16 protein-coding genes and 3 pseudogenes are annotated in these 26,379 nt (G+C 67.6%); 12 read left to right on the plus strand and 7 right to left on the minus strand.

The features are described 5' to 3' along the window. The first annotated feature begins 418 nt into the window (after nucleotides 1-418). On the plus strand, nucleotides 419-1,288 hold the full coding sequence (locus tag O1Q96_RS01000) for an IS5 family transposase (protein ID WP_269246383.1): 870 nt from the start codon (nucleotides 419-421) through the stop codon (nucleotides 1,286-1,288). 111 nt (nucleotides 1,289-1,399) lie between these two features. Here O1Q96_RS01000 and O1Q96_RS01005 read toward each other — a convergent pair. After that, nucleotides 1,400-1,627 (minus strand): annotated as a pseudogene (locus O1Q96_RS01005) (transposase); the annotation flags it as partial. 494 nt (nucleotides 1,628-2,121) lie between these two features. Here O1Q96_RS01005 and O1Q96_RS01010 point away from each other — a divergent pair. Genes O1Q96_RS01010 through O1Q96_RS01025 form a run of 4 tightly spaced genes read left to right on the plus strand, consistent with a single transcriptional unit; the run spans nucleotide 2,122 to nucleotide 8,814 of the window. Then, nucleotides 2,122-3,048, plus strand: a complete 927-nt coding sequence (locus tag O1Q96_RS01010; RefSeq protein WP_269246384.1) for a hypothetical protein — start codon at nucleotides 2,122-2,124, stop codon at nucleotides 3,046-3,048. A 9-nt stretch (nucleotides 3,049-3,057) separates the two neighbouring features. Then, complete coding sequence (locus tag O1Q96_RS01015; RefSeq protein WP_269246385.1) at nucleotides 3,058-6,126, plus strand: hypothetical protein; 3,069 nt, start codon at nucleotides 3,058-3,060, stop codon at nucleotides 6,124-6,126. Next, nucleotides 6,126-7,775 (plus strand): hypothetical protein, encoded by a 1,650-nt coding sequence (locus O1Q96_RS01020; RefSeq protein WP_269246386.1) that lies wholly within the window; start codon nucleotides 6,126-6,128, stop codon nucleotides 7,773-7,775. Before O1Q96_RS01015 ends, O1Q96_RS01020 begins: the two co-directional genes overlap by 1 nt. Before the next feature lie 4 nt (nucleotides 7,776-7,779). After that, a complete protein-coding gene (locus O1Q96_RS01025) occupies nucleotides 7,780-8,814 on the plus strand; it encodes a hypothetical protein (protein ID WP_269246387.1) in 1,035 nt (344 codons plus the stop codon). Between the two features lie 16 nt (nucleotides 8,815-8,830). On the opposite strand, the gene O1Q96_RS01030 is transcribed toward O1Q96_RS01025, so the two are convergent. Further along, entirely contained in the window at nucleotides 8,831-11,521 is a 2,691-nt protein-coding gene (locus tag O1Q96_RS01030; protein WP_269246388.1) for a helix-turn-helix transcriptional regulator, read from the minus strand. Between the two features lie 332 nt (nucleotides 11,522-11,853). Between O1Q96_RS01030 and O1Q96_RS01035 the strand changes: the two genes are divergently transcribed. Then, nucleotides 11,854-12,384 (plus strand): ferredoxin, encoded by a 531-nt coding sequence (locus O1Q96_RS01035; protein ID WP_269246389.1) that lies wholly within the window; start codon nucleotides 11,854-11,856, stop codon nucleotides 12,382-12,384. A 57-nt stretch (nucleotides 12,385-12,441) separates the two neighbouring features. On the opposite strand, the gene O1Q96_RS01040 is transcribed toward O1Q96_RS01035, so the two are convergent. Next, nucleotides 12,442-13,659 carry an IS110 family RNA-guided transposase gene (locus tag O1Q96_RS01040; protein ID WP_269246507.1) on the minus strand — a complete coding sequence of 406 codons (1,218 nt, stop codon included), beginning with the start codon at nucleotides 13,657-13,659 and terminating at the stop codon, nucleotides 12,442-12,444. Between the two features lie 248 nt (nucleotides 13,660-13,907). Between O1Q96_RS01040 and O1Q96_RS01045 the strand changes: the two genes are divergently transcribed. The 4 genes from O1Q96_RS01045 (at nucleotide 13,908) to O1Q96_RS01065 (ending at nucleotide 17,371) form a co-directional block, all read left to right on the plus strand. Next, on the plus strand, nucleotides 13,908-14,738 hold the full coding sequence (locus tag O1Q96_RS01045; RefSeq protein WP_269246390.1) for a hypothetical protein: 831 nt from the start codon (nucleotides 13,908-13,910) through the stop codon (nucleotides 14,736-14,738). After that, nucleotides 14,735-15,819, plus strand: a protein-coding gene (locus O1Q96_RS44400) for an IS630 family transposase (RefSeq protein ID WP_419586409.1) whose coding sequence is annotated in 2 segments (ribosomal slippage) — nucleotides 14,735-15,242 and nucleotides 15,242-15,819 — 1,086 coding nt in all. Because the reading frame shifts where the segments join, the coding sequence is not laid out codon by codon here. The genes O1Q96_RS01045 and O1Q96_RS44400 overlap by 4 nt, the downstream gene beginning before the upstream one ends. Before the next feature lie 434 nt (nucleotides 15,820-16,253). Further along, on the plus strand, nucleotides 16,254-16,886 hold the full coding sequence (locus O1Q96_RS01060) for a hypothetical protein (protein WP_269246393.1): 633 nt from the start codon (nucleotides 16,254-16,256) through the stop codon (nucleotides 16,884-16,886). Continuing rightward, nucleotides 16,883-17,371 (plus strand): hypothetical protein, encoded by a 489-nt coding sequence (locus tag O1Q96_RS01065; RefSeq protein ID WP_269246394.1) that lies wholly within the window; start codon nucleotides 16,883-16,885, stop codon nucleotides 17,369-17,371. Before O1Q96_RS01060 ends, O1Q96_RS01065 begins: the two co-directional genes overlap by 4 nt. A gap of 368 nt (nucleotides 17,372-17,739) precedes the next feature. Here O1Q96_RS01065 and O1Q96_RS01070 read toward each other — a convergent pair whose 3' ends face one another. Beyond that, the gene (locus O1Q96_RS01070) at nucleotides 17,740-18,237 is read right to left on the minus strand and encodes a lamin tail domain-containing protein (RefSeq protein ID WP_269246395.1); all 498 of its coding nucleotides are present in this window, start codon (nucleotides 18,235-18,237) and stop codon (nucleotides 17,740-17,742) included. 345 nt (nucleotides 18,238-18,582) lie between these two features. Between O1Q96_RS01070 and O1Q96_RS01075 the strand changes: the two genes are divergently transcribed. Together O1Q96_RS01075 and O1Q96_RS01080 are read left to right on the plus strand one after the other, a co-directional pair. Next, the gene (locus tag O1Q96_RS01075) at nucleotides 18,583-18,993 is read left to right on the plus strand and encodes a DUF6924 domain-containing protein (RefSeq protein ID WP_269246396.1); all 411 of its coding nucleotides are present in this window, start codon (nucleotides 18,583-18,585) and stop codon (nucleotides 18,991-18,993) included. A 39-nt stretch (nucleotides 18,994-19,032) separates the two neighbouring features. Then, a pseudogene (locus O1Q96_RS01080) lies at nucleotides 19,033-19,196 on the plus strand (IS5/IS1182 family transposase); the annotation flags it as partial. A 218-nt stretch (nucleotides 19,197-19,414) separates the two neighbouring features. On the opposite strand, the pseudogene O1Q96_RS01085 reads toward O1Q96_RS01080, so the two are convergent. From O1Q96_RS01085 to O1Q96_RS01095, 3 genes and pseudogenes are all read right to left on the minus strand, one after another. Beyond that, nucleotides 19,415-19,757, minus strand: a pseudogene (locus O1Q96_RS01085) (helix-turn-helix domain-containing protein); the annotation flags it as partial. Nucleotides 19,758-20,622: 865 nt separating this feature from the next. Next, complete coding sequence (locus O1Q96_RS01090; protein WP_269246397.1) at nucleotides 20,623-21,171, minus strand: SMI1/KNR4 family protein; 549 nt, start codon at nucleotides 21,169-21,171, stop codon at nucleotides 20,623-20,625. Between the two features lie 19 nt (nucleotides 21,172-21,190). Further along, nucleotides 21,191-26,125 carry a DUF6531 domain-containing protein gene (locus O1Q96_RS01095; protein ID WP_419586411.1) on the minus strand — a complete coding sequence of 1,645 codons (4,935 nt, stop codon included), beginning with the start codon at nucleotides 26,123-26,125 and terminating at the stop codon, nucleotides 21,191-21,193. Nucleotides 26,126-26,379 lie beyond the last annotated feature (254 nt).

Here is a 26,379-nt window from a genome sequence, read left to right on the forward strand (position 1 = left end):
AGAGACAACGCGACGTCTACTGGGCTGAAGTGATCGGTGCGTTCGCACCGCCCCGAGGTGCCGCACGGAAGATTTCAGTACCCCCAGGTCACAGGGCTGCCCCTGAAATCTTCCGTGCAGTCCGACAGCTGCCAAGGTCCCGTTCCGCTACGGCGGCACCAAGCACCGCTGAACCTCTACTGCTCTAAGAGGTCGTTTTCATCCGTACTGCTCATATATAAACCGGTTCCCAGGGCGTGGGACTGTGGTGCGGAAGGGGCAGCGGGAGTGATTGGGGCCTGTGAATCGGATGGGGTGACGGGCGGTGCGGGATGAGGCTTGTTCCTGTCTCATCCCAGGACGCCCGGTTCTTCTGCGTGCTTCCGCCGTCACCGATGTGCGCCTGGGCGCACTTGGTCCGGAGCGGTATGCCGGAAGCATGTCTGCGCGACGTCCGTATCCGAGTGATCTGTCCGATGCCCGCTGGGGGTTGGTCGAGCCGGTGTTGTCCGCCTGGCGCTTCGAGCGCCGCGGCAGGGCCCTGGACTTCGGCCGGCCGCCCGAGCATGATCTGCGCGACATCATGGACGCGATCTTGTATGTGGACCGGACCGGGGTTCAGTGGCGCTACCTCCCGCACGACTTCCCGCACTGGAACACGGTTTACGGCTACTTCACGAAGTGGCAGCAGGAAGGTGTGTTCGCCCAGCTCAACGGTCTGCTCAGGCAGCTGTTGCGACAGAAGGAAGGACGGGAGTCCGAGCCGTCGGCCTGTGTGATCGACGCTCAGAGCGTCAAGACCTCCTCCAGCGTTCACGCCTCCAGCCAGGGCATCGACGCCGGCAAGAAGATCGTGGGCCGAAAGCGGAGCATCGTGACCGACACGCTCGGCCTGCTGCTGGCGGTGCTGGTCACCGCGGCCAGTGTCCAGGACTCCGTGGCCGGCACTCAGCTCCTCGACCAGGTTGCCGCCGGCCATCCCGGCATCCGCAAGGTGTGGGTCGACGGCGGCTACCGCCAGCACCTCGTCGAGCACGCCGCCACCCTCGGCATCGACATGGAAATCACCGCCCGCACACCCGGGACCAGGGGTTTCACCCCGATCCCGAAGCGGTGGGCGGTCGAGCGGACCTACGGATGGCTCATGCTCCACCGCCGCCTGGCCCGCGACTACGAAACCCTTCCCGCCCGCTCCGAAGCCATGATCCATCTCGCCATGACCGACCTGATGGCCCGCCGCCTCACCGGCGAGAACACCATCTCCTGGCGCGACCCGACACCGCAGACCAAACATCTGATTCCGGGATAAAACACTGGAAGAAAACGACCTCTTAAAGGCCCTAACAAAGCCGTTGGACGTGGCGGTGGGTGATCAGGCAGACGGCGAGTCCGAGGAATGCTTCGTGGATGTCATCGCGTCGTCCCAGACGCCGGCCTCGTTCCAGGCCGCCAGACGGCGCCAGCAGGTCATGCCGGATCCGAAGCCCAGCTCCTGCGGCAGGTACTCCCACTGGATGCCGGTGTGCAGGACGAACAGGATCCCGCACAGAGCCTGCCGGTCCGGCACCCGCGGTCTGCCCTCGACCAGCTTCGGACCTGGTCCGGGCAGTAACGGCTCGATCAGCGACCACAGTTCATCCGACACGATCCACGGCCGCGGCTAACGTTTCGCCACAACCAGACCAACGAGCAGACAAGCCAACAGTCACATGATCAACAGCTTTTGTTAGAGCCAGTAAGAGGTAGACCTACGTGCCGGTCGTGGACCCGTGGCATGCAGCCAGCGGGCCCACCCTAATACGCGGCCGGGATCAGGCAGCGTCTTCCTCCGTGATCGGCGGCGGGATGTGGCTGCTGGACGTCCGCCCGATGAAGCTGATCAAAAAAGAGGACGCGCTGAAGTTCGAGGCGGCCAGGGCAGTGGCGGCCGCCTACGGCTGGCGGTACTCGGTGGGCACACATCAACGCGGCAGCTGGAGCGGCGGCGAGGCTCGAACTCGTTTATGTAGCACGCATGTCGACGCCTGCCAGAGAGGCACGACCCGGGGGAATCACCCAGTCGCACCCTGACGCGCCCGGCTTCCCCCGGCTCTACGGTCCAAGCACCTCAGCCGCCTCCACGCACAGTGAGGAAGGTGCCCCATGACCACCCCGTCCCGTGCCTCAGCCGCCTCCGCCCCAGCGGCGGACCCGCACCACCGCATCACCGACGAGGCCGGATTCACCAAGGTCACCTCGGACGCACGGCAGGTCGCCGCCGTGTACTTCTATCTCCAACTCGACCCGCTGATCGACTGCGCGCACCACGTCGCGGCCGACTTCTTCCGCCGTCCGCAGCTATACACCGCGCTCGGCCGCCAGCCTTTGGCGCCGCGCCTCGCGGAACTGCACGCCCGGTACGGCACCGACGAGCGCATCCCGTCTAAGGCGCAGCGCGATGTCATCTACCAGGCCGTGTTCGGCCGCACCGTCGGCGGCAACCAGTCCGCCGAAGGCGACTTCGCACGGCTGAGCGCGGATCTGATCTCGGCGGCGGGCGCGTTCGCCGAGCGGGTCTTCGACACGGGCGAGGAGATGCTCCGCGAACGGGTCCGCACCTCGCACCGCCCGCTCAAGGACTACCTGACAGGCCTGGCCGGCGACGCCCTGGAGTGGGCGGCCGCCGACGCACTGGCCGGGATCGCCCGCGACCGCGCGTACACGATCCTGCGCAACGCCGGGGTCTGCTCCGTCTTCGGCATCTCGACGCCGCCGCGCAAGGAATGGCCGTACGTCCCCGACGCCAACGCCGACAAACTCATCGAGGCGATTGGACAGCAGCTCGGCACCGGCGAAGGGCCCGCACTGACCCGCGAGAGCGTCAGCAACCGTCAGCGTGCGGCGCTGCGCGGCACCGAGGCGCTGATCTCCGTACTCGACTTCCAGGAGGACGGCAGCAACGAGGAGCTGACCTCGCTCATCACCCGCTGCTACACCTGGGGTGCCGCGCTGAGGAGCCTGGGCGACGCGTCCTGCGCGCAGCCGCTCGGTCTCGGTCCGGGCACCTCCGGCCGGCACGACAACGGGTGAGGCCAGGACATGACCAGTGCCCAGGAGCCCGTGTTCGATTTCATGGTCGTGCGTGCACCCGAATCCCCCTCCGCCACCACCCTGGCCAGGCATTACATCCAGGACGAGGCGTTCGTCGCCGTGGGCGCCGACGATAGCGCGCCCGTCATCCGGTGCCGTGCCGAGGATCTGCACAGCGACAAGAGCCAATCGGTCGTCGGCAGGCTCGTGTTCGGCAAGGTCTTCTGCGACCCGGCAGGCGAGGACGACCCGGCCGAGCTGCGCACACAGGAGCTGATCGACTCACTTCTCAATCTGCTGCCGCACTACTTCCCGTGCGTCGAGTCACCGGACGAGGACACCGAGGGCACCCACGCCACGTCCTCCCGGGCGGACAACCGGCTGCCGCTCGACGACCTCGCCAGGCTCACCGTCGTCGCCCACAAGAACTGGCACGTCCTGCTCCCCGACCGGCTCGACTCACTCCCACAGGACAACCCGCTGATCGAGGGGCTCATGCGGGCCCTCTCCGTCATCAGCGAGGAACAGAAGGCGACGCCGTGGAAGGCCGGCCGGCTCCGCGAGCGACTCGCCGCGGTCTTCGGCGTACGGTGCGACGCCCTGCACACGCTCGTGTTCACGGCCGACGGGGCCCACACCGCCGACTACCGCAAGGCCCGCCGCACACTCTTCGACGCCCTCTGTTTCCTGTACGTGGTCCGCCGGCGCCATCTCGTCAACCTGGAAGCGATCATCGACGGGCTGCGCGTCCTACACCTGCTCCATCTCCTTGCCGTCGACGCCCTGTTGGCACGTGCGCGCGCGAACAAGAAGGTCACGCCCGGCGAACGCGCCCTGCTCGAAGCCCTCTGCACCTTCCATCCCCAGCTGCAGGGCTGGGACCTGGCCGCACCGGTGCGCGGTTTCCCGCTATTCGGCTCGGCCGCGGACCTCAGGGAGTGCATGCGGGCCTCGCCCGTGGTTCATCCGGTGTTCGCCCGGCTCTTTTGGTACGTGAAGCCGTTCAACGACATCAAGCCCATCGGTGTCGGCGACCTCAAGGTGGTACGCCAGTGGCTGACGGCGTATCTGCCCGGGGAGATCTCGCACATCCACAACGTGATGAAGGGCGAGACCAAGACCAACGACCACCGGCGGCTGGAGAAGTCCGACCAAACCTTCTCATTCAGTGACACCAGCAGCGAGGAGTCCACCCGGGACGTCCAGACCACCCAGCGCTTCGAGGTCAAGAACGAGGCCGAGCAGGTAGTGAAATCCGCGCTCGGCGTCACCGCGAACGCCTCGGTCAGCTACAAGAGCGACATGGTGCTCGCCACGGTCGGCGCCGGGTTCTCGTACAACCGGACCGCGGACGACACCACCCGCACCGCGCAGAACTTTGCTCGCGAGGTGATGGACAAGGCGGTGCAGCGGGTCACCAGTCAGACCGTCTCGCAGCGCAGCTCGGCGCTGCACCTGGAGACGGAGGAGAAGAACCTCCACACGTTCACCAACGACAAGGCGAACGCCACGCACGTGTCCGGTATCTACCGGTGGGTCGACAAGCAGTACACGGCCCAGGTGTTCAACTACGGCAAGCGCCTGATGTTCGAGTTCCTGGTGCCCGAGCCCGCCGCGTTCTGGGCCGCGTCCCGGCTGCGCGCCGTCGCCGACACACTGGACGTTCCGCAGCCACCGTGGCCGAAGCCGGTCGAGAAGGAGGTGGATCTCGGGTTCACGTGGCAGGAGGTGCCCAGCCGGTACGCCGCGCTGAGCATTCGCTACGACCTGCGCCATCTGCCGCGCCCCGAGCTGCTGCGCAAGATGGTGCTGCGGGACGCGGAGACCCGTATGAGCGTCTTCACCGCCAACAGCTTCGAGGAACCGCTCAACTACTCGAAGGTCTATTCCTGTCACATCGACGGCGCCAAGGGCTACCAGGTCGCCACCGCGGAGCTGACGGCGAACTACAACTTCGAAGGACGCGACAAAGACAAGAAACGCAACGGGCTCGCGGTGCAGCTGGACCAACGCCTGGTCTGGGAGCGCTACGACGAACCGATGATCTACACCGAGCACCACACCGTGCAGCCGATCGAGCCCGTCCTGCCGACCTCGGACGAGGTCGCCCTGCAGCTGCGCTTCAGCGGCAAGCTGGAGTACTACTCAGTCTCCCTCGGCATCGAACTCGTCCCCACCACCAAGACCATGGAGGACTGGCAGCACAACGTCTACGAAACCGTGCGCGAGGCCGAGCAGCGCAAGCTCGACAAGCGCTACGAGCAGGAGGCGGCCCGTTACGAAGCCGAACTCTCCGAGTACCGGCAAAAGATCGAGGAGCTGAAGGCGCTCACCGTCCACGACGTGTTGCAGGGCCGCGCGAGTGCGGTGAACAAGGCGGTGATGGACGAGGAGATCAAGAAGCACTGTCTGACGCTGATCACCAAGGAGTTCGACACCGACGACACCGACGACCTGCTGCAGGGGGACGACCCGCTGACCGGCCGCACCACCAAGATCGACCGCACTCTCTTCAAGGTCCACCGCAAGGCGGACCACTCGCCGCCGACCACCGCCGGCTTCGAGGCCTCCTCCGAGGAGGAGCAGTCCTATCCGTCGATCAGCATCGACGCCGCCAGGAAGCGCGGCATCCATGTGCAGTTCCTGGAGCAGGCCTTCGAGTGGCACCACCTGTCGTATCTGTTCTATCCGTACTTCTGGGCCAAACTCCCGCGCTGGGTCGAGCTGATGAACCGCTCCGACGACACCGACCCGAACTTCACGGCCTTCCTGCGCGCCGGCATGGCACGGGTCCTGGTCGCGGTCACTCCCGCGTACGAGGACGCCGTACTGCACTATCTGGCCACCAGGCAGCCGTGGGCCGGCGGGCCCGCGCCCGTCATCGGCGATCCGCTGTTCCTGCCGCTGCACGAGGAGCTGCGCAAGCAGAGCGACGACCGGCTCGGCGGCGAACCGGACGGCGCCCCCTGGACGTTCGTGGTGCCTACGTCCCTGGTGAAACTGCACGGCGGCCCCGACACGCTGCCCGACATCAAGGCCGAACGCGCGGCCCTCGACAAGCAGCCCGGGGAGGCGTGATGCGCGCGGTCCTGGAGCTCGACCCTGGCCCGGGCGTAGACCCGCCGCTCGTCACGGGGGGCGGCGGGTCCCTGTCCGATCCGAGGATGGCGCTGGTCGGGGCGTGGTGGCAGGCGCAGGTGTACGAGCCGTTCCGTACCCACGACGGAGCGCTGCTGCCGCACGACATGGTGATCGTGCCCGCCTCGCTCGACGGACGCAGTACCGTGTGCGGGCTGCGCTTCGACGAGCGGCTCCTCGAGGACATGCTGCGGGCGTATGGGCTGTTCGGCTGGGAGACGCTCAAGGCGGGCTACAGCCGGATGACGGCCGACGGCACCTGGCCGTGGCAGGCGGTCAAGCTGTACCTGGACACGATGAAGGTGGTCTCCGTGCTCGTCACACGGGCGCTAATCGGAATCGAGCACGCTGCCGTGCAGTTCGCCCGTACGAGCTGGGAAGCCGCAAGGGTGCAACTCGTCGGGTACCGCGACCTGTTCAGCCGGAGCGAGATCGTGGGCGCGGGCACCGAGCCCGAGGACTCGGGGCCGCGCATCATCGACGCCGAGATCGAGCGCGCCACGACCAGGCTTTGCCGCCGGTACGCCGTCGAGTCGGCCGAGGCCGAGCGGCTCGCCCGTCAGATGAACTGGCGCAACCAGAAGGTGCCGACGAAGCAGCGGGACAAGGGCAGTGGCGCGGACCTCTGGTACGAGGCCTTCGCCGCGCCGCACCGCGAGAAGCTCAAGGCCATCGAGAAGATCATCGCCGAGCTGCACACGGTGTTCCCCTCGGCCATCCTGGTCCTCGGCGATCTGCCCGTATCCGTACGGGAGTTACCCGAGTCCTCCGAGGATCCGCTTGCGGTGCGAAAGGCGGGCCTCGACCTCGCCCGGGCGATCACCGACAGGATCACCGCTCTCGTCGCCGACCTCGACGGGCAGCTCGCCACGGTCGGTCGGCCGAGGTCCACCGTCTGGCTGGAGTACACCCAGACGTTTCCACCCCCGCCCATCGATCTGCCCGAGGGCGGCCCCGAGCAGACGGTCCTCGACATCGTCCTTGCCCGTACGGACAAGGAGCAGCGCCTCCTCGCCAATCCGCACCTGCTCGCCGACCTCACCTTCGAGGACGAGAGCGAGGCGGAGATCTGGCGGCGCAGGGTCCTGCTGCGCTACCGCAAGCGGCTCGCGCAGCACTTGGCGGAGAAGGCGCGCTCGACGAAGGAGTGGCAGACCCTCCTGAGCCTGCTCGCAAAGCTCGCCGCCGCTCTGTCGATCCTCGCGTTCCTCGCCTTCTTCCCGTTCGGCGCCGGCGCGGTGGCGGTGGCTCCCCTCCTTGTCGCCGCTCTGGATCTGGCCGCGGGCGCCGCCTTCTGGCTCGGTCTTGCGCTCATGACGGTCTCGGTCGTCCAGCTCCTTGGGGCGGCCGGGGACGCCGAGGACGAGGCCCGCGACCTGCTGCACGTTCTCGCCCAGGACGACCCCGACGGGCTGCGCGCCGTGGGCGAACTGCTCGGCCACGCGAAGATGTTGCGTCAGTCGCTGGGCCCCATGTTCCTGGAGCTGGTCGTTCGGATCGGCGTGTCCAAGGTCGAGGGGCTGAACGCGGCATTCGAGGTGGAGGGGGCCGTGAGCGACATGGAGAGCCTCCTGGGGCCGGAGGGTTAGCGGCATGGCGGACAAGGTCGGTGGTGGCAAGGCGGTACGGACATCCCCGTGGTCGCCTACGAAGGGGTGGGACCGGAACAGGAAGGGGTGGGCGGCCGACAGCAGGTGGAAGCCGGCCGACCCCCCGCTCGCCGCCGGAAAGTTCCTGGTCGACAAGGTGCTTGCCTCGGCTGGCATCAAGATGGATCGCAAGCAGTACCTCCATGGGCCGCATCCCAAGGGCATCGGCTTCACCGAGGCCACCATCAGGAGCAAGGACCTCATGGAGGCGCTCCATGAGTCGATCACCCGCGTGGGCCTGCCCCATGCGCAGATGCCGCCCGGCGGAATCGTCCGGTTCGAGGAGCAGGTGCTGCGGACGTTCCTCGAGCTGAAGGACACGAAGATCACCGCATCGGCGCTGGTGGGTCAGTACTTCGAGTTCGAGGGGCCCCGGATGCCCGGGGCGATCATGGTCCTGCACATCTTCGACACCAATGTGCGTCTGCTCGCCGACGACGCTGTCGCCAAGGGAACGGACGTCTTTATGGACGGACGGATGCGCCCGGTGAAGGTGACCAAGCCGTTCGATGCGGAGCTGATGGCCGTACGCGATCTGAGGATCCGGCTGAAGGGACAGGCCAAAGGGGTCAAGTACTGCGACCATGCGGCGATCAGCCACAACGCCGACGACCAGCATCTGCTCCGGTTCGGCGAGGACAAGACGCGCGGCGCCAAGGAGGAGATCCCTGGACAGATGGCCAAGGTCTACGAGCGCATGGACGAAGTACGCGACGAGGAGGGGGCGATGCTCACCTTCACCGTCGTCGACCCGAAGACCGGCGTGGAGACTCCGGGAGAGCTGCCCCTCGACAAGGTCGTGCACATGCCGGACGTGGCGTACTCGAGGGTCGGCGTGGTGGCGGGCGCGAAGTTCAAGGTGGCTGAGGCGAAGGACAAGAAGGGTCAGATCTACTACCGCGTCACCGTAAACCTGCCCACCGACCTGTTCCGGCTCGTCTTCACCGACCTGCTGCGCGACCCCCGGTGGAAGACATGACGCCGCCGGCCGCCCCTCACGCCGGGCCGAGCAGCGCGACGAGCCCGACGCGCGACCTGATCCCCAGCTTCCCGTACGCATGGCCCAGATGGTGCTCCACCGTCTTGGTGCTGAGCAGCAGTTCGCGGGCGATCTGCCGGTTGGTGAGACCCTGCGCGGCGAGCCGGGCCACGGCCAGTTCCTGCGGGGTGAGCCGCGCCACGGCCTGGGCCCGCTCACCGGAGGAACGCCCGTCGGAGGTGTGCGCGCGTGCCCCGCAAGCCGCCAACTCGCGCTCGCAGCGGCCCGCATACGGCAGGGCCGCCAGGGCGCCGAACAGAGCGCGCGCCGCCTCGAACCGCTCCGCGGCGGCCGCCCGCTTCCCGTCGCGCCGCAGCAACTGGCCGTACGAGAACAGGGTCTGTGCCTCCTCGAATGGATGCCCCGCCCCGTCGAGCAGTTCGAGCGCGCCGCGGAACGCCGCCGCTGCCGCGCCCCGCTCCCCGGCCGCCGTGTGCACCGCGCCCCGTGCCCGCGCGAGCGCGGCCCGCGCGGCGGGACCTCCGCGAGCCGCCGCGGCCCTCTCGTGGTGGACGAGGAACTCGGCCGCCTCGGCGCCCCGGCCGGTGCGGGCCAGGGATTCGGCCAGTAGCGCGGGCCAGGGGAAGAACCCGGGCTCGTCGATGCTGTCCCGATGCTCGAACTCGGGCCCGCGCAAGGCGTAGAGCGCATCCACCACTGCGGCGTGGTCCCCGGCGGCGGCCCGCACCTGGGCGAGCGCGGTCGTCGCGTACGCGGCGTCACTGGCGTCGCCGAGCGCGCGGGCGTGCCGCAGGGCCTGTTCGGCCTGGGCGAGCGCCGCGTCGTGCTCGCCGCGTCCGGCGAGCGGGCCCGCGGTCATGGCGTGGGCGAACGCCATCAGCCACTGCTGGTCGGTGTCCTGCGCGAGGGAGAGGCTCTGATGGGCGTGGGCGAGCGCGGCGTCCCAGTCGCCGCCGCGGTAGGCCGCCTCGGCGAGGAAGCCCGTCGCGAGAATGCCGAGTCCGGGCAGCCCGCCCCGGTGCAGATGCCCGTCGGCGGCCTCGGCGAGCGCCGTTCGGGCGCGCGCGAGTTCACCGCGCCACATCAGGAGCACGCCCCGGGCCAGGACACCGTCCAGCGGATGGCGTCCGCCGAGGGGTGCCGGACGGTCGAGCGCCGCGAGCCCGTCCTGCGTACGGCCGGTCAGAGCCAGGCCGAGACCGGTGACGTCGAGCGGGCCGGTGGTTCCCGAGTCGCCGGCGCGGGCCGCCCAGGTGACGGCCTCGGCACCGTCGCCGCGGATCAGGTTCAGCCAGGCGAGCTGTTCGGCCGCGCGGGCGGCCACATGGGGCGAGTCGTGCGGCGCTCGGTCGTACCAGGCGGCCGAGAGCAGCCTGGCCGCCTCGTCCTGGTGGCCCACGGTGAGGGCGAGGCGGCCGAGCAGATAGCGGCGGCCCGCGCCGTCGGTCAGTCGGCGCAGTTCGTCCGTCATGGCCTGGGCCTGGGCCACGTCTCCGGCCAGCAGCAGGCTCTCCGCGCACTCCAGGACGCGCCGCTCCCGCTCCAGGCGGCCCGGGGTGAGCGTGGCCGCCGTCCGCAGCCGTGCCGCGGCGGCCGCCCATGCCCCGTCCTCGCCGGACATGCGCGCCAACTCAGTCAACTGGTCCGCAAGTTCGCCGTCGAAGCCGACGGTGGCACAGGCCCGGTGCTCAAGTGCGGCCCCCGGATCATCCGCCCTCTCCGCGGCCCGCAGATGGAGCCGCGCCCGCAGCTCGGCTTCAAGCCCCTGGTAGACCGCGGCCCTCAGGAGCGGATGCGGAAACCTGGCGCGCGCGTTGCCGCCGACGCTCTCCTCCTCCAGGAGCCCGGCCCGTACCGCCTCCGTCAGCGCCGCCAGGGCCTCGTCGACTTCACCGGCCACGGCCGCGGCCCGTATGGGAAAGGCCACCCCCAGGACGCTCCCCGCCTGCACGAAACGCCGGGCCCGAGCAGAACACTTCGCCAGCGCACTGCCGACGAGCAGCTGGTGCCCGCGCGGAATGGGCAACGGCCCTGCCCCCGCGAGCAGTTCGGCGGGCACCTGCCGTACCAGTGCCCGCACGTGCAGCGGTACCCCGCCCGTGTGGTCGCGCAGCCGCAGCACCGCGCCGCGCGTGAGAGGGGCGGCGCCCAGCGCCAGGCCGAGCGCGCCGATCTGGTCCGCGGTGAGGCCTTCCAGGGCGATCCGCAGGGTCTGGTCATCGTCGCACAGCCGGTGCAGCCCCGCGGGCAGCCGCGCGTCGTCTGGGTCGCGCGTCAGGAGCACGGTCAGGACTCGGTCGACTCGCAGGCGCCGCAAGGCAAAGGCCAGAGCGTGCAGCGACGGGGTGTCGGCCCAGTGCACGTCGTCGACCACCACGGCCAAGGCACGGCAGTCACCGTCGGCGGCGCCCAAAAGGTCGAGCAGTTCCGCACCTGCTGCGAACGGGTCCCGGTACGCCCCCTTGCCGTCCGTGAGCTGGGCGAGCACCCCGTACGGCAGCGACCGCTCGTTCTCCTCGCCCGCCGCCCACAGCACCCGCACCCCGTCCTGGCCGCATAGGAATCTGCGGACCAAGGCGGTCTTGCCGATGCCCGCCTCACCCGACACGAGGACGAGCTGCGGCTCCTGCCGCTCGGCGAACGCGAGTCGCGCACGGAGCTCCTCACCCTCTTGCTCCCGACCCACGAACGCCGACGATGTATCCCGCATGGCCGCCCCCGGGCACCGTAGCGCGCGGGGGATCGATGGCTCCGTATCGAATCCGGCCATGAGTACGGCACCACCACAGTCCCGGCTGCAACTTCCCGCCCTCTGCTGAGCTGGCCGCAGTGCCCCCAGGGACGCGTCTGCTGCCGCTGGCCCTGTCTCTGCCATCCGCGCATAGGTCTGAGAGCCCCCTTCGCTCAACATGCAGGACTTGACAGACATCCCATGAGCTGGAGTGTCCAATCAGTAGGCGCGTGGGTTGCCTTTGTCGCGCGGGCGTTCGGCTCGAACGGATGCCCTAGCCTCGGCGGGTGACGCTCTACTTCGATCCGGTGACTACCGTCCGCAGCAGGGACCACAATGCGTTTCGGGGCTGCTGGGAGGACCGGCTGTGGCTCAACGTCCCCGGGCCCTTCTACGGCGGGGAGACCGACACCTGCTGGACTGGACGGCTTGCAGCGCCCGCCCACGTCCTCTACGGGGGTGAATACCTTACCGAGTATGTCTATCGCCAGCCCAGAACGCCTGCGGAGACCACCGTGCTAGTCGACGCGGCAGGCGACGACCCGTTCGGGGGGTACGGCTGTGACGGCGACTCCCGGTGGACACCGGAAGCCGTTCGGGAGTGGTGGCGTAACCGCGGACAGGTCCTGCAATACCTGTCCGACCAGCGGAGCACATGGGATGAGAGCGATGCCGCGCAGGGCCAGGATATCGCTGCTGCAGTCCGCGACTTCGAGTCCTACATCGGCGGCCGCCTGGCATCCGACCTGCAGATCTACCTCTACTGGCTGGAGAAGCGACAGTCTCCCGATCTCGGTGACCGGCTGCCAGAGCTGTAGCCGAGGTCATTTCGCCGCCGATCCGCGAGGAACGCAGCGATCCCAGGGGCTGAGGTGTCACGCGGCGAGTGCGTGGGCTCGGTGGGACCAGGCGGTCGCCTCGTCGTACGGTGTGCCGGTCTTGAGGCAGCCGTGCAGGATGCCCACGAGCCGGTTGGCGAGTTGGCGCAAGGCGGCGTTGAACTCGATGCCGCGGGCGCGTTGGTGCTCGTAGTAGGCCCTGGCGCCTGGGGAGACCCGCAGTGCGGAGAATGCTTGGGCGATCAGGGCGTCGATGAGGCGGTCGTTGCGGACGTGCCGGGCGGTCACGACCTTCTTCTTGCCGGAGGCGCGGGTGATCGGGCTGGTGCCAGCGTAGTTCTTGCGGGCCTTGGCGCTAGCGTAACGGTGCGGGTCGTCGCCGAATTCTGCGAGTACCCGGGCGCTGAGTATCGCTCCCAGTCCGGGCTGGGACCGGATGATCTCGGCGTTCGGGTGCTCGCCGAAGAAGTCCTCGACCTGCGCGTGCAGGAACTTGACCTGCTCGTTCAAGGTGACCAGCATCGAGATGAGTGCGCGAACGGAGACGGCGTAGGCCGCCGTCACAGCGGTGGGCTGGCCCAGGTGCTTGGCGCGCAGTACGGCTTGGATCCTGGTGACCTTGTGGGGGATGCCGCGTCGGCGGGCGCGCTTGAGGGCCGCACTGATTTGTGTGGTCGTCAGCTTCGCAGCGGCGACCGGATCGGCTGCCTTGGCCAGTAGTTCCAGGGTGTCGGGGGCGTCGAGGTCGTCGAACGCCTCCAGGGCGGCGGGGAAGTAGTCGAGCAGGGCGTGCCGCAGCCGCTGCGTGGTGCGGGTGCGTTCCCAGATCAGGGTCTTATGTGCGCGTGTCACGACCTTGACCGCTTCGGCGTCGGCGGTGTCCCCGGAGATCGGGCGGAGCTGGTGGGAGTCGGTACGCACCATGTCAGCGAGCATGTGCGCATCGGCCCCGTCGCTCTTAGCCCCCGACACAGCCAGGCGCTCCCGGTACCGGGATGCCTGCAGCGGATTGACCGCGTACACCGTGTAGCCGGCGGCGATCAGCGCCTGTACCCACGGGCCCCGATCGGTCTCGATTCCGATCACGACCTCGGCTTTGCTGTCTTCGCCGAGCTCCGCACCGATCATCGAGTGCAGTCGTTCGATTCCCGCGACGCCCTCCGGCAGGCGAGCCTTGGACAACCGACGGCCTGCGGCGTCCATCAACTCCACGTCGTGGTGGTCCTGGGCCCAGTCGTCCCCAACGAACAGCAACTCGTCCTCCGTCATCGACCTCGATCGGCAGCAGCCCGCAGGAGAACCATCAGCGACCTAATAAGGCTGTGCTCACGCCGCAACTGGGCAGGCACGACATCCCATCAGCGATTTCGCTCCTGGCCGACCAGCAGGGGCACGATCTGTCAACAGGACTCGGAGTCCAGGGAACAAAGAGTGCTCACCTGATGGCGGCTACCAGGCACCGAGTCTGCCGGATGGAGACTCGGTAGGTCCTATTAGGGAACGTGCGGTCGGCGGCCGCGGCCTGGCTCGCCGGCCGCGGCGAACAGGCGAGCTTCGAGTACACCGGCTCGGCCGGGGCACCGCTCGGGTCCGTCGTCGACATCCGCTGGCCGCGCGGCGCGCTGCGGGTGCACCTGGACCATGCGGTGGCGCCGGTGTGGGACGACGGCCTGGAGCCGGTGCTCGGCCTGGGCGTCCCGGTCGACCGGGACACGCTGATCCGGCGTTGGTACGTGCACCGGATCCGCCTGGACAGCGAGGGCACGAGCAGGCGGGTGCGGATCGGTACCGAGGCCTTCGCGCGGACCACCGAGTGGTTCGCCCTGGAGGAGTGCGAGGTGACGGAGCGCGGGCTGTCGACGCCGGCGGTCCAGCGGATCATCCAGGCCCGCAGCGCGGCGGCGCCCGTGAAGTGGACGCCGGGGCAGAACACGGACACGGCACAGGACACCCTGGCGCGGGAGCTGCTGCGCAAGCTGCTCTACGCCCGCCGAACCGAGTCCATCGCCCTGGCTGATTCGGTGTGCCGCGAGATGCCGGAACTCGCCGGCGTGAGCCCGCGGCTGCAGGAGCAGCTGGATGCCGCCCTGCGCTCCGGCCTCCTCTGGATCGAGAAGGAAGCCGAGGCCCGCAGAGGGCTGTTCGCCAGCCTGGAGAAGGCGGTGGCCGAGAAGCGGGCCGGGAAGGTCAAGAAGCTGTTGCGGCATGCTAAGACGGCCGCCAAAGACGCCTGTTCCGAGGAGGAGAGCCGCGTGATCGACGCGGCTACTGACCTTTCCGTTCAGTTGTCGGGGCTGACATTGCTAGATCCCTGCGGTACGCCGTGGCCATGAGATATGCGCAAGGCGGTGGTCTCACCGCGCGGGGTCAGGCCGCGAGGGAACGGGTGCGCATGCTGGCCGTCGATGGCTTTGCGCGGGGCGAGAAGAACACGGTGATCGCGAACGAACTGAGGGTCAGCATCCGGTCGGTGGAGCGGTGGCGCCGCTCCTGGCGCGAGGGAGGGCGGCAGGCCCTGCGTCCTTCGGGGCCGGCAAAACGGCCGAAGATCGGCGACAGTGACTTCGCCGTGCTCGAGCCGCTGTTACTGACAGGCGCGATGGCTCAGGGCTGGACGGATGAGCGGTGGACGCTGTCACGGGTGCAACTGCTGATTGCGGATCACCTGGGGGTGTCGTTGTCGATCCGCGGAGTGTGGGAGTTGCTGCGGCGGCACGGCTGGCCGTGTCAGCAGCCTGCGCGCCGGGCGATCGAGCGGGACGAAGCGGCGGTGGCCGGATGGGTGAAGGAGACCTGGCCCCGGGCAAAGCCACCGCGGCGGCGCTCGGGGCATGACTGGTCTTCGAGGACGAAGCCGCCGTCTCGATGACGTCGCACCGCTCCCGCACCTGGGCGCCGAAAGGCAGCACACCCGTGGTCCGGTTCAACGGCGCCTCCCGTGGTCGCATCTCGATGGCTGCGCTGGTGTGCTTCAAGTCCGGCGAACGCAGCCGCTTGATCTACCGTCCCCGCATCCAAGGCCATCACCGAGGCGCTCATCGAGGCTTCACCTGGCAGGACTACCGTGATCTTCTCGTGCGGGCGCACCTTCAGCTCGGCGGTCCCGTCGTGGTGATCTGGGACAACTTGAATGTTCATCGCTGCAGTCGATTACGTGAATACGCGGCAGACCATGACTGGCTCACCATCGTTCAGCTGCCCAGCTATGCACCCGACCTCAATCCCGTCGAGGGCATCTGGTCGTTGCTCCGGCGCAGCACTACCGCCAACGTCGTCTTCCGCGACCGCGACCACCTCGTCCGAGCCGTCCGCAGCGGCCTGCGCCGCATCCAACGACGTGCCGACCTCATCGAGGGTTGCCTCGCCGAAACCGGCCTTTCACTCAACACGACAACTGAACGGAAAGGTCAGTAACAACTGGGGACGTTCAAACGTACCGGCCCGGCCCGAAGCGAGAGTACGCCGACACCTCGACGAGAACCGCATCGAGGTCGGTGCAGCCGGCGAGAACTGAAGTCGCTCACGCGCGCGAGTGCTCGGAGGCAGGGCCGTAGAGTGGACTCCTCAACAGGGCGGTAGGGACAACAGCTGTGACCTCGACGGGCCCGTGGGTCAGGAACCGTGGCTAGGTAATTCCCCAGGTCAGCGACCGTTTTCAGCGGGGCAGGCCAGCCGGAGGCGTCCCCCAGGGCCAGGTAGTCTCCGGAGGCCACGCCGTTGGGCCCTCGCCGACAACGGCTTCCTCAAGTTCCCCTCAGGGATATGATCATGCACTTGTCGCGTGCATGCCCGACGCTTAGTGTCCAGGTACTTGATCGCCACGGGGGCGGTCCACCGAAAGGTGTCACATGGGCATCAGCTCACGGCGCGCTGGGACCGGCGCTGCCACTACTGCATTGCTTCTCTGCTTCGGGACCGCGGTCACTGCTGCAGCCGAGGAAGCACCCGACGACTCAGCCATATCGGCTGACCAGACGACGGAGATCAACGACAGACAGGGGTGGGAGGACGACACGGACCAGCCCGTTGCCGAGAGGGGTACGCGCCGGTGTGACGGTCCGTCGACGTGGTACAGCATTCCGACGAAGAAGGCCTACCACATTCCGTCGAAGTGGAACGGCACCAAGTTCAAGGACGGTCCAGGCGGGACGATGATGGTGTCCGTGACCAAGAGCGGAACCGTCGCCCTGGAGGTCGCGGGCTCGATCGAGTGGTCGTCCAGTGCGATCATCGCCAAAGCCAAAGCCACGGTAAGCACCAAGATCACTGGAAGTGTGACCGTCACCACCGGCCACAACTACACCCACAACATCAAGAGGAACAAATACGGTCACCTGCAGTACGGTTCGTGGGGATACAAGGTGACCTGGAAGAAGTACCGGTCCAGCGGCAGCAGTTGCGACGGCGTCCTCATCGGCAGCGGGACAGCGACCCTTCCCACCTCCGAGACCGGCTGGAAGTACTGGGAAACCTCGACATGAACAATGTGAGCACGCGGGCCTGGATCGCCGGATGCACCGTAGCGACAACCGCGCTCCTCCTCGCTGCGTGCACGTCCGGCAGCGGTGACCACACAGCCTCCGACTCCTCCTCGCCACCAGCACGGAGCACATCGCCGACGGCAACGAAGGCATCGGAGAAAGACCTCACCCAGCAGGCCCAGGCGGCTCTCGCCGACCTCCCCAGCGGAAAGCTGGTCGAGGCCGGTGCGGAACGGGTGACCGACGGCATCCACACCGAGCCCACCCTGAGCAAGGGCAAAACCTACCTGCTCACCCTGACATGCTTCGGCACAGGCAGCGCCCGGATGGCCTTCACACCAGCGGACACGGGCACGGACACCACGGTTCCCTGCGATCAGTCGGTGGTCCGCCAGCGGATCACCGTACACAAGCCGATACGCCTCGACGTCGACGGCACCACGGGATCAACCGGCGTGATCGCCTGGCAGATCGGCTCCATCTGATCCCAGCACACCACTGACGCCCTCCAGCCCACCCCCTGGAGGGCATCGGCCTGGGCCCAAGCGCGGTCTGCAGGTGAAGTCGCCGCGGGATGGCGCAACTTCGCGGGCCCACTGGACTACACGCGGACTTGGAGCAGGGCGAGGACGGCACCCGCATGCGCCCGGGAGCCGAGGGTCGGCACGAGCAGGCGGTCCGCGGCGGGCTCGGCGGGAACCGGACCTTGATCCTGAGTGGACGTTAAGGGCTCGCAGAGAATCAACATGCGGGTTTGATCTTCTTCGGGCGGTGTGTTCCGTACCGGTCGAGCTGCGTCGCTGGAGGCGACTCCAGCGCCGGGCTGTGCTCCACCGGCGCCCGGCGGCTGGGATCAGTCGTGGTAGCGGATGTACCCATTGCGGTCGGGATCGGATCCACTCATGGTGTAGGAGTGGACATCTGCCCGGCTGCCGGCAGGCTTGTACAGGTAGACGGTGTCCTTGTCGTTGTTCCACATGAAGTTGCAGTTGCCGCGGTAGACCACGTTGTCCGTGTCGGAGTCGGTGCCGTTACCGCCGCGCAGCTTCACGTAGTCGCCGGGCTGCAGGTAGTGGTTGGCGGTGAAAGAGAAGCGGTTGCCGGTGGCATCCTTGACGACGTAGCCCTTGAGGTTGACGGTCACCGACGGCGAGTAGTTCTTGATCGTCAAATATTCCTCATCGGTGTTGCCGGAGGAACAGCTGTTGGAGTCGCGGCCGGGCGCGTCGTACTGAACCCCGCGAACCTTGAGTGCCGAGGCGTACTCGGCGGCCTGCGCCGACACCGCAGGAACAAGGGCAGCAAGCGTGCCTGCGGTGATGGCTACGGCCAGGATGGAACGCTGACGCAAGGGGATGCTCCTCCACATTGAATGAACGGTGTTGCATGGGCAGGACTCATCAGAGCCCGCGGCAGTTGCACACCCGACGAGCTGTCACCCATTCGAGTTCGAGGCCCCCAGACAGAGCGGGCAGCCCAGAGCAAGCTCGCCATCTCGCGGCACGCGTAACCATCAGGCCGAAGGCGATCGGCCGCAGCGCCGCCTGCCGGCCCTACCCCGGGCCCGGCAGTTTCCCGTGCGGCCGTGACGGAGCGCCGGCCTTCCCAGTGGGTGCTGCGGAAGGTGCGTGACGGTCACGGCTTGGCTATTGCCGCGACCGGGATGGTTCACCGGCTTGACGGTACTGTCCGGCGCATGAAGCAGTTCCCCTGCACGTTGGAAGCCCTTGTGGTGCGCACCGACTTCTCGGCGGACGGTCCCTGGCATGCTCTTCGGGCGGCGCTGTATGCGCCCAGCAAGGACGGCTTCTTGGCCAACGTCGCGCTCGTCGACGACCGCAGGTACGAGAGTCTGACGCCTGACCAGGCCATCGACCTGATCCATCCCTCGTACCGGCATCCCCTTCTTGTACTGGCGGACTCCACGGCTGTCACCTCGGCCGAACTGCCGCTCCTCGTGGTGGACCTGCGGGGTGATCGTGGGTGTTGCGTCCGCGTGGTGGCAGCCGAGCTGTGGAGCATCGAGAACAACCTCTCGGGCGCGAACATGGACTTCGAGGAGTTCGCCGGTGCCGTCGACGACGACGGTGTTTTCCGGGGCTTCTGAGACGTCGTTGCATGTGGCGTGATCGGTAGTGTGCGGGACATGACGACCGTGGAACGTCTCGTTCCGGAGGGACTGTGGCAGCTGCTCCAGCGCGTAGTGCCCGTGCGGCCACAAGGCGGCGGCAGGCGCGCTATGGAGACCGGGAGGTGCTGGCCGCCATCCTGGTCGTGGCCACCTCTGGCATCTGTTACCGCCGCCTCCCCACCTGAGGCTACGAAAATCTAACCTTCTGGCCGTCCTGGTCAGCGAAGTCGTGATCGGAGAGTCTGGGGGCATGCTGCTGCCGCCAACCCATGGGAAGACCGAGCTCATCGAGGTCATCCGTATCACCGATCCCGCGAGGCACCTCAGTTCGGAGGACCTAGCGGGCGACACCGCCGCCATCTGGGAGGGCGACCAAGCCCAGCAAGGTCTGTCTCAACTTCCTGCCGATCAGCGTGGCCACCCTCGCCGCGGTCCACACCTGATCCTCCGTCCAGCCATGCGCGGCCGGACCCTGCTCCAGATATCCGGCGAGCATCTCCAGACAGCGGCGGCGACAGGCGACACCGGCCCCCACCCGGTCCTCGCGAAAGCAGCTCGTCGACACCGCCTCGCCGCCACAACTGCTGCCACTGATAAGCCGACTTCAGACTCACACGCAGCTGCCGGGCTACCTCGGCCGGCTTGACCTGCTGAGCGAACAGCTCCGCCGCCTGCATCCGCACCGCTTCCCGGCGCCGCCGTGCCGCAGGTGTCAGCCCGCCCCCATCCGCGTATCTCACACCCCACGGACTACCGACAACACCACACCCACATCAGCAGGTTCAGCAAACATCACCCTAACGAGCCGAGATCAGTACCGGAGCGCGGAATGAATGGCTGGAAAGGGCGTGGACGACACTCACCGCCCCGGCTGGTCTCCCCCGTCCAGCCGGGCCTTCGCATCCGGCACGCCCCAGGGTTGTCGCTACCGGGCCAGGGGGACGATGACCGCCTCGGATATGAGGACCTCCGCCCTCGTATTACAGCCGTCGGTGAACTGGCCGGCTTTCCAGTGCGAGAACTTGTCGCGCGTGCAGCCGTACCGCCTCTCCTCCTGAACCTCGAATGCCTGAAGGGCCTCGCGGACCGGCAGGGTCACCGTGTCCCCGAGCGCAGCCGGAGCGGCGTGGGCTGCGGGGCTACGGGGCTACGGGGACAAGCAGCGAGGCCAGGGCGGAGAGTGCGGCCACGGCGGGGTAGAGGGTGCGAGTGAAACGCAGAGTGGATCCCTTCGCAGATCACCGACAGTTCGTGATCTTCCTAGCGGGTCCTGGTCAGGACTCGCCCGGCCCACGGCCCCGGTTCACTCACGGAGACGGTACGTCACACCGCACGCTCACTGCAGCCGCTCTCAGCGGCCGAACCCCGACAGAACTGCCAGTGGCGACCGCGGAGCTGGCCGCTGCGCAGCATAGGTCCGGGTCAGCGGCGCGGTACTGGACTGGAGGGGCGCTTTCCGCCGCGGTGGAGCGCCGCCCAGGCAGCGCTTCTGTCAACGCTGTGCGGCGTGCGGGTGGCGAAGCACTCCCCAGTGGGACACAGGGACGCCCGTCGAGCCTGCGTGCCCCGGGGCGGTGAGATTCTCCTCCTCCCTGAGATCAGACGTCAGATGATCTCCGAGTTGGGCCGGAAGGTGTGCGGGCTTGTGGGCAGTTCAGGGAACATGGGGGAGGACAGTTCTCCGGTGAGGATCCGCGCCAGGAATTCGGCGCAGGGCAGCGCTTGGTGCTCCCAATCCGATCCTCGACCCTCGTTGATCATGATGGTCCAGTCCGACGGTTCCTGCTGCGGTAGGCCCAGCCAGTACAGGTAGTGGCCGCTTTCTTCCGCGTACGCCCACGGAATGAGCCGGGCGTCCTGCGACGCGAGCGGCTCGGGTTTCGGTTCGGTCTTCCACAACTCGGCGAGCACCTCTTCTCGCTCCGCCGTCATGGCCACGAGGTCGTAGTCGGGATCCTCACACCCCGGCTCGAGGAGCCAGAACGTGTCGTCAAGGACTCCCCCACCGAAGCGTTCGACGAGTTCCTTGTAGTCGTCGGGCAGTGGGCTGCCGAGCTCTGCTTCGGCCGATTCCCAGTCCACGGCAGGCCGGTCGTCTTGGGCGGCGGCCTGGGGGTAGAGGCGGGCGAGCCGTTCGACAGCAGGGTGCATCATGACTCCATGATCAAGTCGGTCAGACTGGTTTGGGCACGTTGAGGATAGTAAGTGCGTTCGTCGCCGAGTCCGAGCCGTACGGGGTGAACTCAAATCCGCGGTTTCCGTGGGCTTCGATGAGCAGGCCCTTGGGAACGACGTCGGTGGCGTCGTTCGTGGCGTAGATGGGCGTGACGCTGTATTCGATGGTCTCGCCTCTGTCCGCGGCTTCTCGAATCTGGCCCTCGATCTTCCGCATGACCGGTGAGTTCGCAAACCGGTGCATGGTCACAAAGTTACGGGGATCCTTGTTGGAGCCGCCGATCTGCGCACCAAGCAGATGCGTCTTGTTGAGCTTCTTGTACTTTTCGTATCCGGGAACCTCGACCGACGGATTGGTTTTGCCGCCCGTCATGTCCGCCTCGATGGTGGCCTTCATCCCGGTGGCTCTGCCTCCCGGTCCGGGTTCGCCGTAGCGGACCCGTCCGCCCCATGTGACGTCCGCTTCGTCACACGCAGCCAGGCCCAGCGGGTCGCTGGCGCAATGGGGGTTGCGGACGTAGGTGTACGGGTTGGGGTCCGGGGCGACACCGAGGGGGTCCAGGGTGGTGTACCGCCCGGTCTCGGGGTCGTAGTAGCGGAAGTAGTTGGAGTGCAGACCGGTTTCGGGGTCAAAGTACTGGCCGGGAAAGCGCAGCGGGGTGTAGGCGGTGCTGTCGGCGGTCCAGCTCGTTCTTCCCCACAGTGTGCTGCGTGCCCGCCATGCGATGTCGCCGTCCGGTTCGATCAGTTCTGCGGGTGCTCCGGAGGCGTCAGTGACGATGGCGAAGAAGCGCTCGTCGATGGCCTGCTGGTCCCAGTCGTCTCCGGAAGGCGGCCCTTCGGCTCGGTGCTCTTCGTCCAAGCGTTCTTCGGCGGGGAAGTGCATCGTGCGCTCGCCTTGTGCCACGAGTGGCTCGTGGCGTGGATCTGGCTGCAGAGATGCGTGTCGGCGCTCCGTCTGAGCGATGGGGGACAGTCCGTAGTGGTCCCAGGTGAGGGTGACGGGCGGACAGCCGTCGCTGGTCCAGGTGGTCTGTTCGCACAGGTGGGTGCCGTCCCACACGAAGTCGGTGCGCTCTTCGACGGTTGTGCCGTCGCTGCTGAGGCGTTCCTTTGCAGTGCGCCGACCCCAGGGGTCGTACCGGTAACGCCAGTGTGTGCCGTCGGGGGTGATGACGCCGACCAGCCGGTTCTCGGAGTCCCAGGTGTAGTGCCAGGTGTCGGGCTTGCGGGACAGACGGGTGCGGCTGCGGACGACCATGCGGCCGAGGTGATCGTAGGTGTAGTGGGTACGCCCGGCGCCGATGAGGCGTGTGCCCTCGTAGGTCCGGGGGCCCGTGGCGTCGCGGCTATGGTCGGGCCAGTGGGCTTCGGCTTGATTGCCTGCCGGGTCGTAGGCGTAGTGCTCGCTCCAGGCTCCCTGCACGCCGGTCACGCGTCCCGCTGGGTCCACGTCGAAGGTGCGGGTGCCGGCCAGTTGGTCGGTGACGGCGGCGAGGTGTCCGTCCGGCCGGTAGCTGTAGGCCCGTTGCTGGATGGGGTCATCGTGGCCGACGGTGAGCGTCTGGGCGCTGAGGCGGCCCAGTTCGTCGTAGGTCTGGGCGAGGTGAAGGCTGTCGGCGATCCGCCGACTCACTTCGTTGCCCGCCAGGTCGTGGGCGAACTCCAGGGGCCGGCCGGCGGTAATGAGGCGGGCCATGTTGTCGGCGGCGTCGTACTCCCACTGGCTTTGAGCTCCGGTGGGGGTGGTGCGTGTCTGGCGGAGCCCGGAAGGGCCGTAAGTGTTGCTGAGGGTGCGGCCGTTGACTGTCTCGCTCAGCAGACGTCCCAGGGCGTCGTGAGTGGCAGAGATGCGGGCCTCGCCGTCGTCGGCGTGAGTGATGCGTCCGAGGACGTCGTACTCGTAGCGTGTGGTCCGCTCCGGGGCGGTCTTGCTTACGACTTGCCCCTGGGTGTCGTAGGCGAAGGTGATCTGCTGGCCGACTGCATCCGTGCGGGTCAGAACGTTTCCGGCCGCATCCCGGGTGAAGGTGGTGCGCCTGCCGTCGTAGTCGTGGTGTGCGACGAGCCGTCCGGCGGTGTCGTACTCGTTGCGCCAGGTGCGGCCGAGCGGGTCGGTGACGGTGGTCAGACGCAGCGCGCTGTCGTAGGCGAAGGTGAGGTGTTCGCCTGCGGGTTCGGTGCTGGAGGCGAGCCGGTCGAAGTGGGTGTACGTGTACTGGGACACCACACCCTGCGGGTTGGTGTGGGAGGTGCAGTTGCCTTCGCCGTCGTATGTCCAGGTGTCGATGGCTCCGTCTGGGGCGGTGCGGGTGATGAGGTGGCCGTCGGTGCTCCACGTCATGCGCAGGCGTCTGCCGAGCGGGTCGGTGAAGGCAGCGACCCGGCCGAAGGCGTCCCGTTCCCAACGGGCTTGGGCGCCGCGGGGATCGGTGACACAGAGCGGCAGTCCGGCAGGGTCACTGTCCACCCTCGTGGTTCTGCCGAGATGGTCGGTGCTCGAAACCAGCGTCCCGGTGGGGGTGTAGGAGTATCGGGTGCTTTCCCCGAGAGGGTTGGTGACCTGGATGCAGCGGCCCTGCTCGTCGTAGATGCGCTTCCAGGAGGTGCCGTCGGGAAGGACGATGCGCGTGAGCTGGCCCGTGACGGGCGTGTACTCGTAGCGGACGACGGCGCCGTCCGGCCGGGTGACGCAGACGGGCTGTCCGCCAGCATTGTTCTCAAAACGCGTGACGTTGCCCAGCGGGTCAGTGTGGGCAGTGAGCCGATGTTGGTCGTCGAACTCCCGGCGGACGGTGTGGCCCAGCGGATCGATCTCGGCAACGACCAGGCAGTCGTCGTCGATGATGAAGCGGGTCACCTCGCCCTGCGGGGTGGTGACCCGTGTGACGCGGTGACCGGGCCACAGCGGGTCGATTACGTCGTAGGTGAAGGAGTTCGCCAGGTGGCCTGCTGCACCGCCCTGGGCGATGCAGCGGTCCTGTTCGTCGTAGTCGTAGGCGTACTGCCGGTCGTTGGTGTCCGTCCAGGAGGTGATCCGGCCGCGGCTGTCGTAGCCCAGGCGCAGCGGAGTGTCGCTCTCCCCGTAAATCTCGCCCAGCAACTCGTCGTCGGTGTACACGTACCGTCGCACGACGGCGTCACTGCCATCGGCTTCTGCACCGGCCACAGCCAACTGCGTGATCCGCTCACCGTCCACGCCGAAGCACACGTGGTAGCCGGCGGAATGGCGAATGCCTCGCGGTGTTCCCTCCGGGCCGCGTTCGAAGGTGAGGCGGTTGCCGTGCCTGTCCTCGATCTTCGTGAGCCAGGCGTCACCGTCGACGGCAGGCGCGAAGTGACGGATCAGCCCCTGGACGGGGTCGGTGACGACGAATCCCCCGCCGTCCAGGGGACGCAACGGCCAGGCGGGACCGTCCTGGGGAAGGACGTACTCACTGTCGTCTGCCGCTTCGGATGAACCGGAAGGCCCGGAACTGATGGTGTCGGCAGGTGCGGGAGGCTCTGTGGCACCCGGGCCGGGAAGAGGCGTACCGGCCAAGGGCACTGCACGGCCCGCCGCACTACCGGGCGGGGTCCGCGGCTCGGGAATGTCGGGTGCTGTCCGACTCCCACCTGGTATCGCATACGGCAGCAGCATGCCGTCGTCGGTCACCAGGACAAGGCCTTCATCATCGACCTCGATGCGCTGGTCGACCGTCGACGTCCAGGACGGGCCGAACCAGCGGCCTGTGCGGTACCCCGACGCGTAGCGGCGTGTGAAGCTCAGCGGAAGAATTCCCAGCAGCGTCAGGTCGTCCTGCTCCAGGAACATCTGACCCGTTGCCACATCGACGGGGTCACCACACCCCTTGATCTTGCTCCCCAGCCGGCTGTAGGCCCCGCGCGCTCCGTCTGCGATGGCCTCACGGGCACGGCCGGCCCTCTTCAGGAGGGACTTCCCCATGGCCTTCAAGCCCGCGCCAGCAAGGGCCTTCATTCCCTTGGCCAGCCCGCCGAGCGAGGTCAGTCCCTTCATCCCGGGAATGCAGTCCAGGGCCGCGAACGCCACATCCCACAGAGATGCCTGACCCTTCATATATTTGTTGAGCGTGTCAGCCAGCACGACGAGAGCGGCGATAAGAACAATGGCACCGAGGATAGGCCCGCCGATGATCATCGCGATGATGCCGAGGACCGCGACAACGACCTTGCAGACCGCGACGATAGTGTCCCAGTTGTCGGAGAACCAGTCCCCCACCTCCTCGTACCACTTGCGGTTCTGAATACCCGCGTCGGAGGCCTCCTCCAGCCTCCTCTTCGCCTCCCCCGCCGCGTCCTCACGCATCCTCCGCGCGTCCTCGGCCATCTTCTTCGCCGCATCCAACGCGCTCTGCGCGGAGGTGACATCCGACTGCGCAGCGGTGTGCGCGTCCTTGGCACTGGCCGCATCCCGAGTAGCGGCCCGGACCTTTGCCTCGTCCGGCTTCTCGACGTCCTTCCCGCCGGTCGGGTCGTCCTTGTACTTGTCCGCTTCCTTGTTCGCGCGGGTCACCCACGAATCAGCCGACGACAACCGGGACTTGGCTGACGACAGATCGGCCTGGGCTTCACGGCCCTTCGCCAGCGCCCTGTCAGCAAGGGCCTGAGCCCGCTCCAGCTTCGGCCAGTACGCCGCCAAAGCGTCACCAGCCAGGTCATAACTCTTCTTGAGTTTCTTCAGGTTCTTCGGAACGCCGGAAAACTCGTCCCGGAACACGTCGGCGGTCTTGCCCACCATCGTCAGGACGGCGTCCTCATCCGCCATCCCCTTCACCAGGCGGAGGGCATCGGCAACGTCATCCGCGAAGTCGTGCAGACCCTTCGCCAGCGACCGCACCCGGTCCGGATCCCCCGGCGTCGGATCCCTCTCCAAATCCAGCACATGCCAGTCCGTCGGCCGATACCCCGCCACCACGCAACCCCCGTCACGCCAACCCCGTCAGCAACTACGCATAAGCGAAGGTACCCGTGGCACGCTCACGAGAGAAACTGAACAACACCGACGGACCGATGGCCCTCTGCTCCACACGACTGCAACGACGCGGTCACTCCAACTCGCCCGCAGACCAGGCTCCCCGGGCGCACGGGACAGGGTCGATACATGGCGGAGACCGCTGGACAGAACAGCGAGACCGGCCAAGACACGGCTCCAAGTCGGTGGACATA

Origin of the sequence: Streptomyces aurantiacus (assembly GCF_027107535.1) — a bacterium.
In the GTDB taxonomy this organism is placed as follows: Bacteria; Actinomycetota; Actinomycetes; order Streptomycetales; family Streptomycetaceae; genus Streptomyces.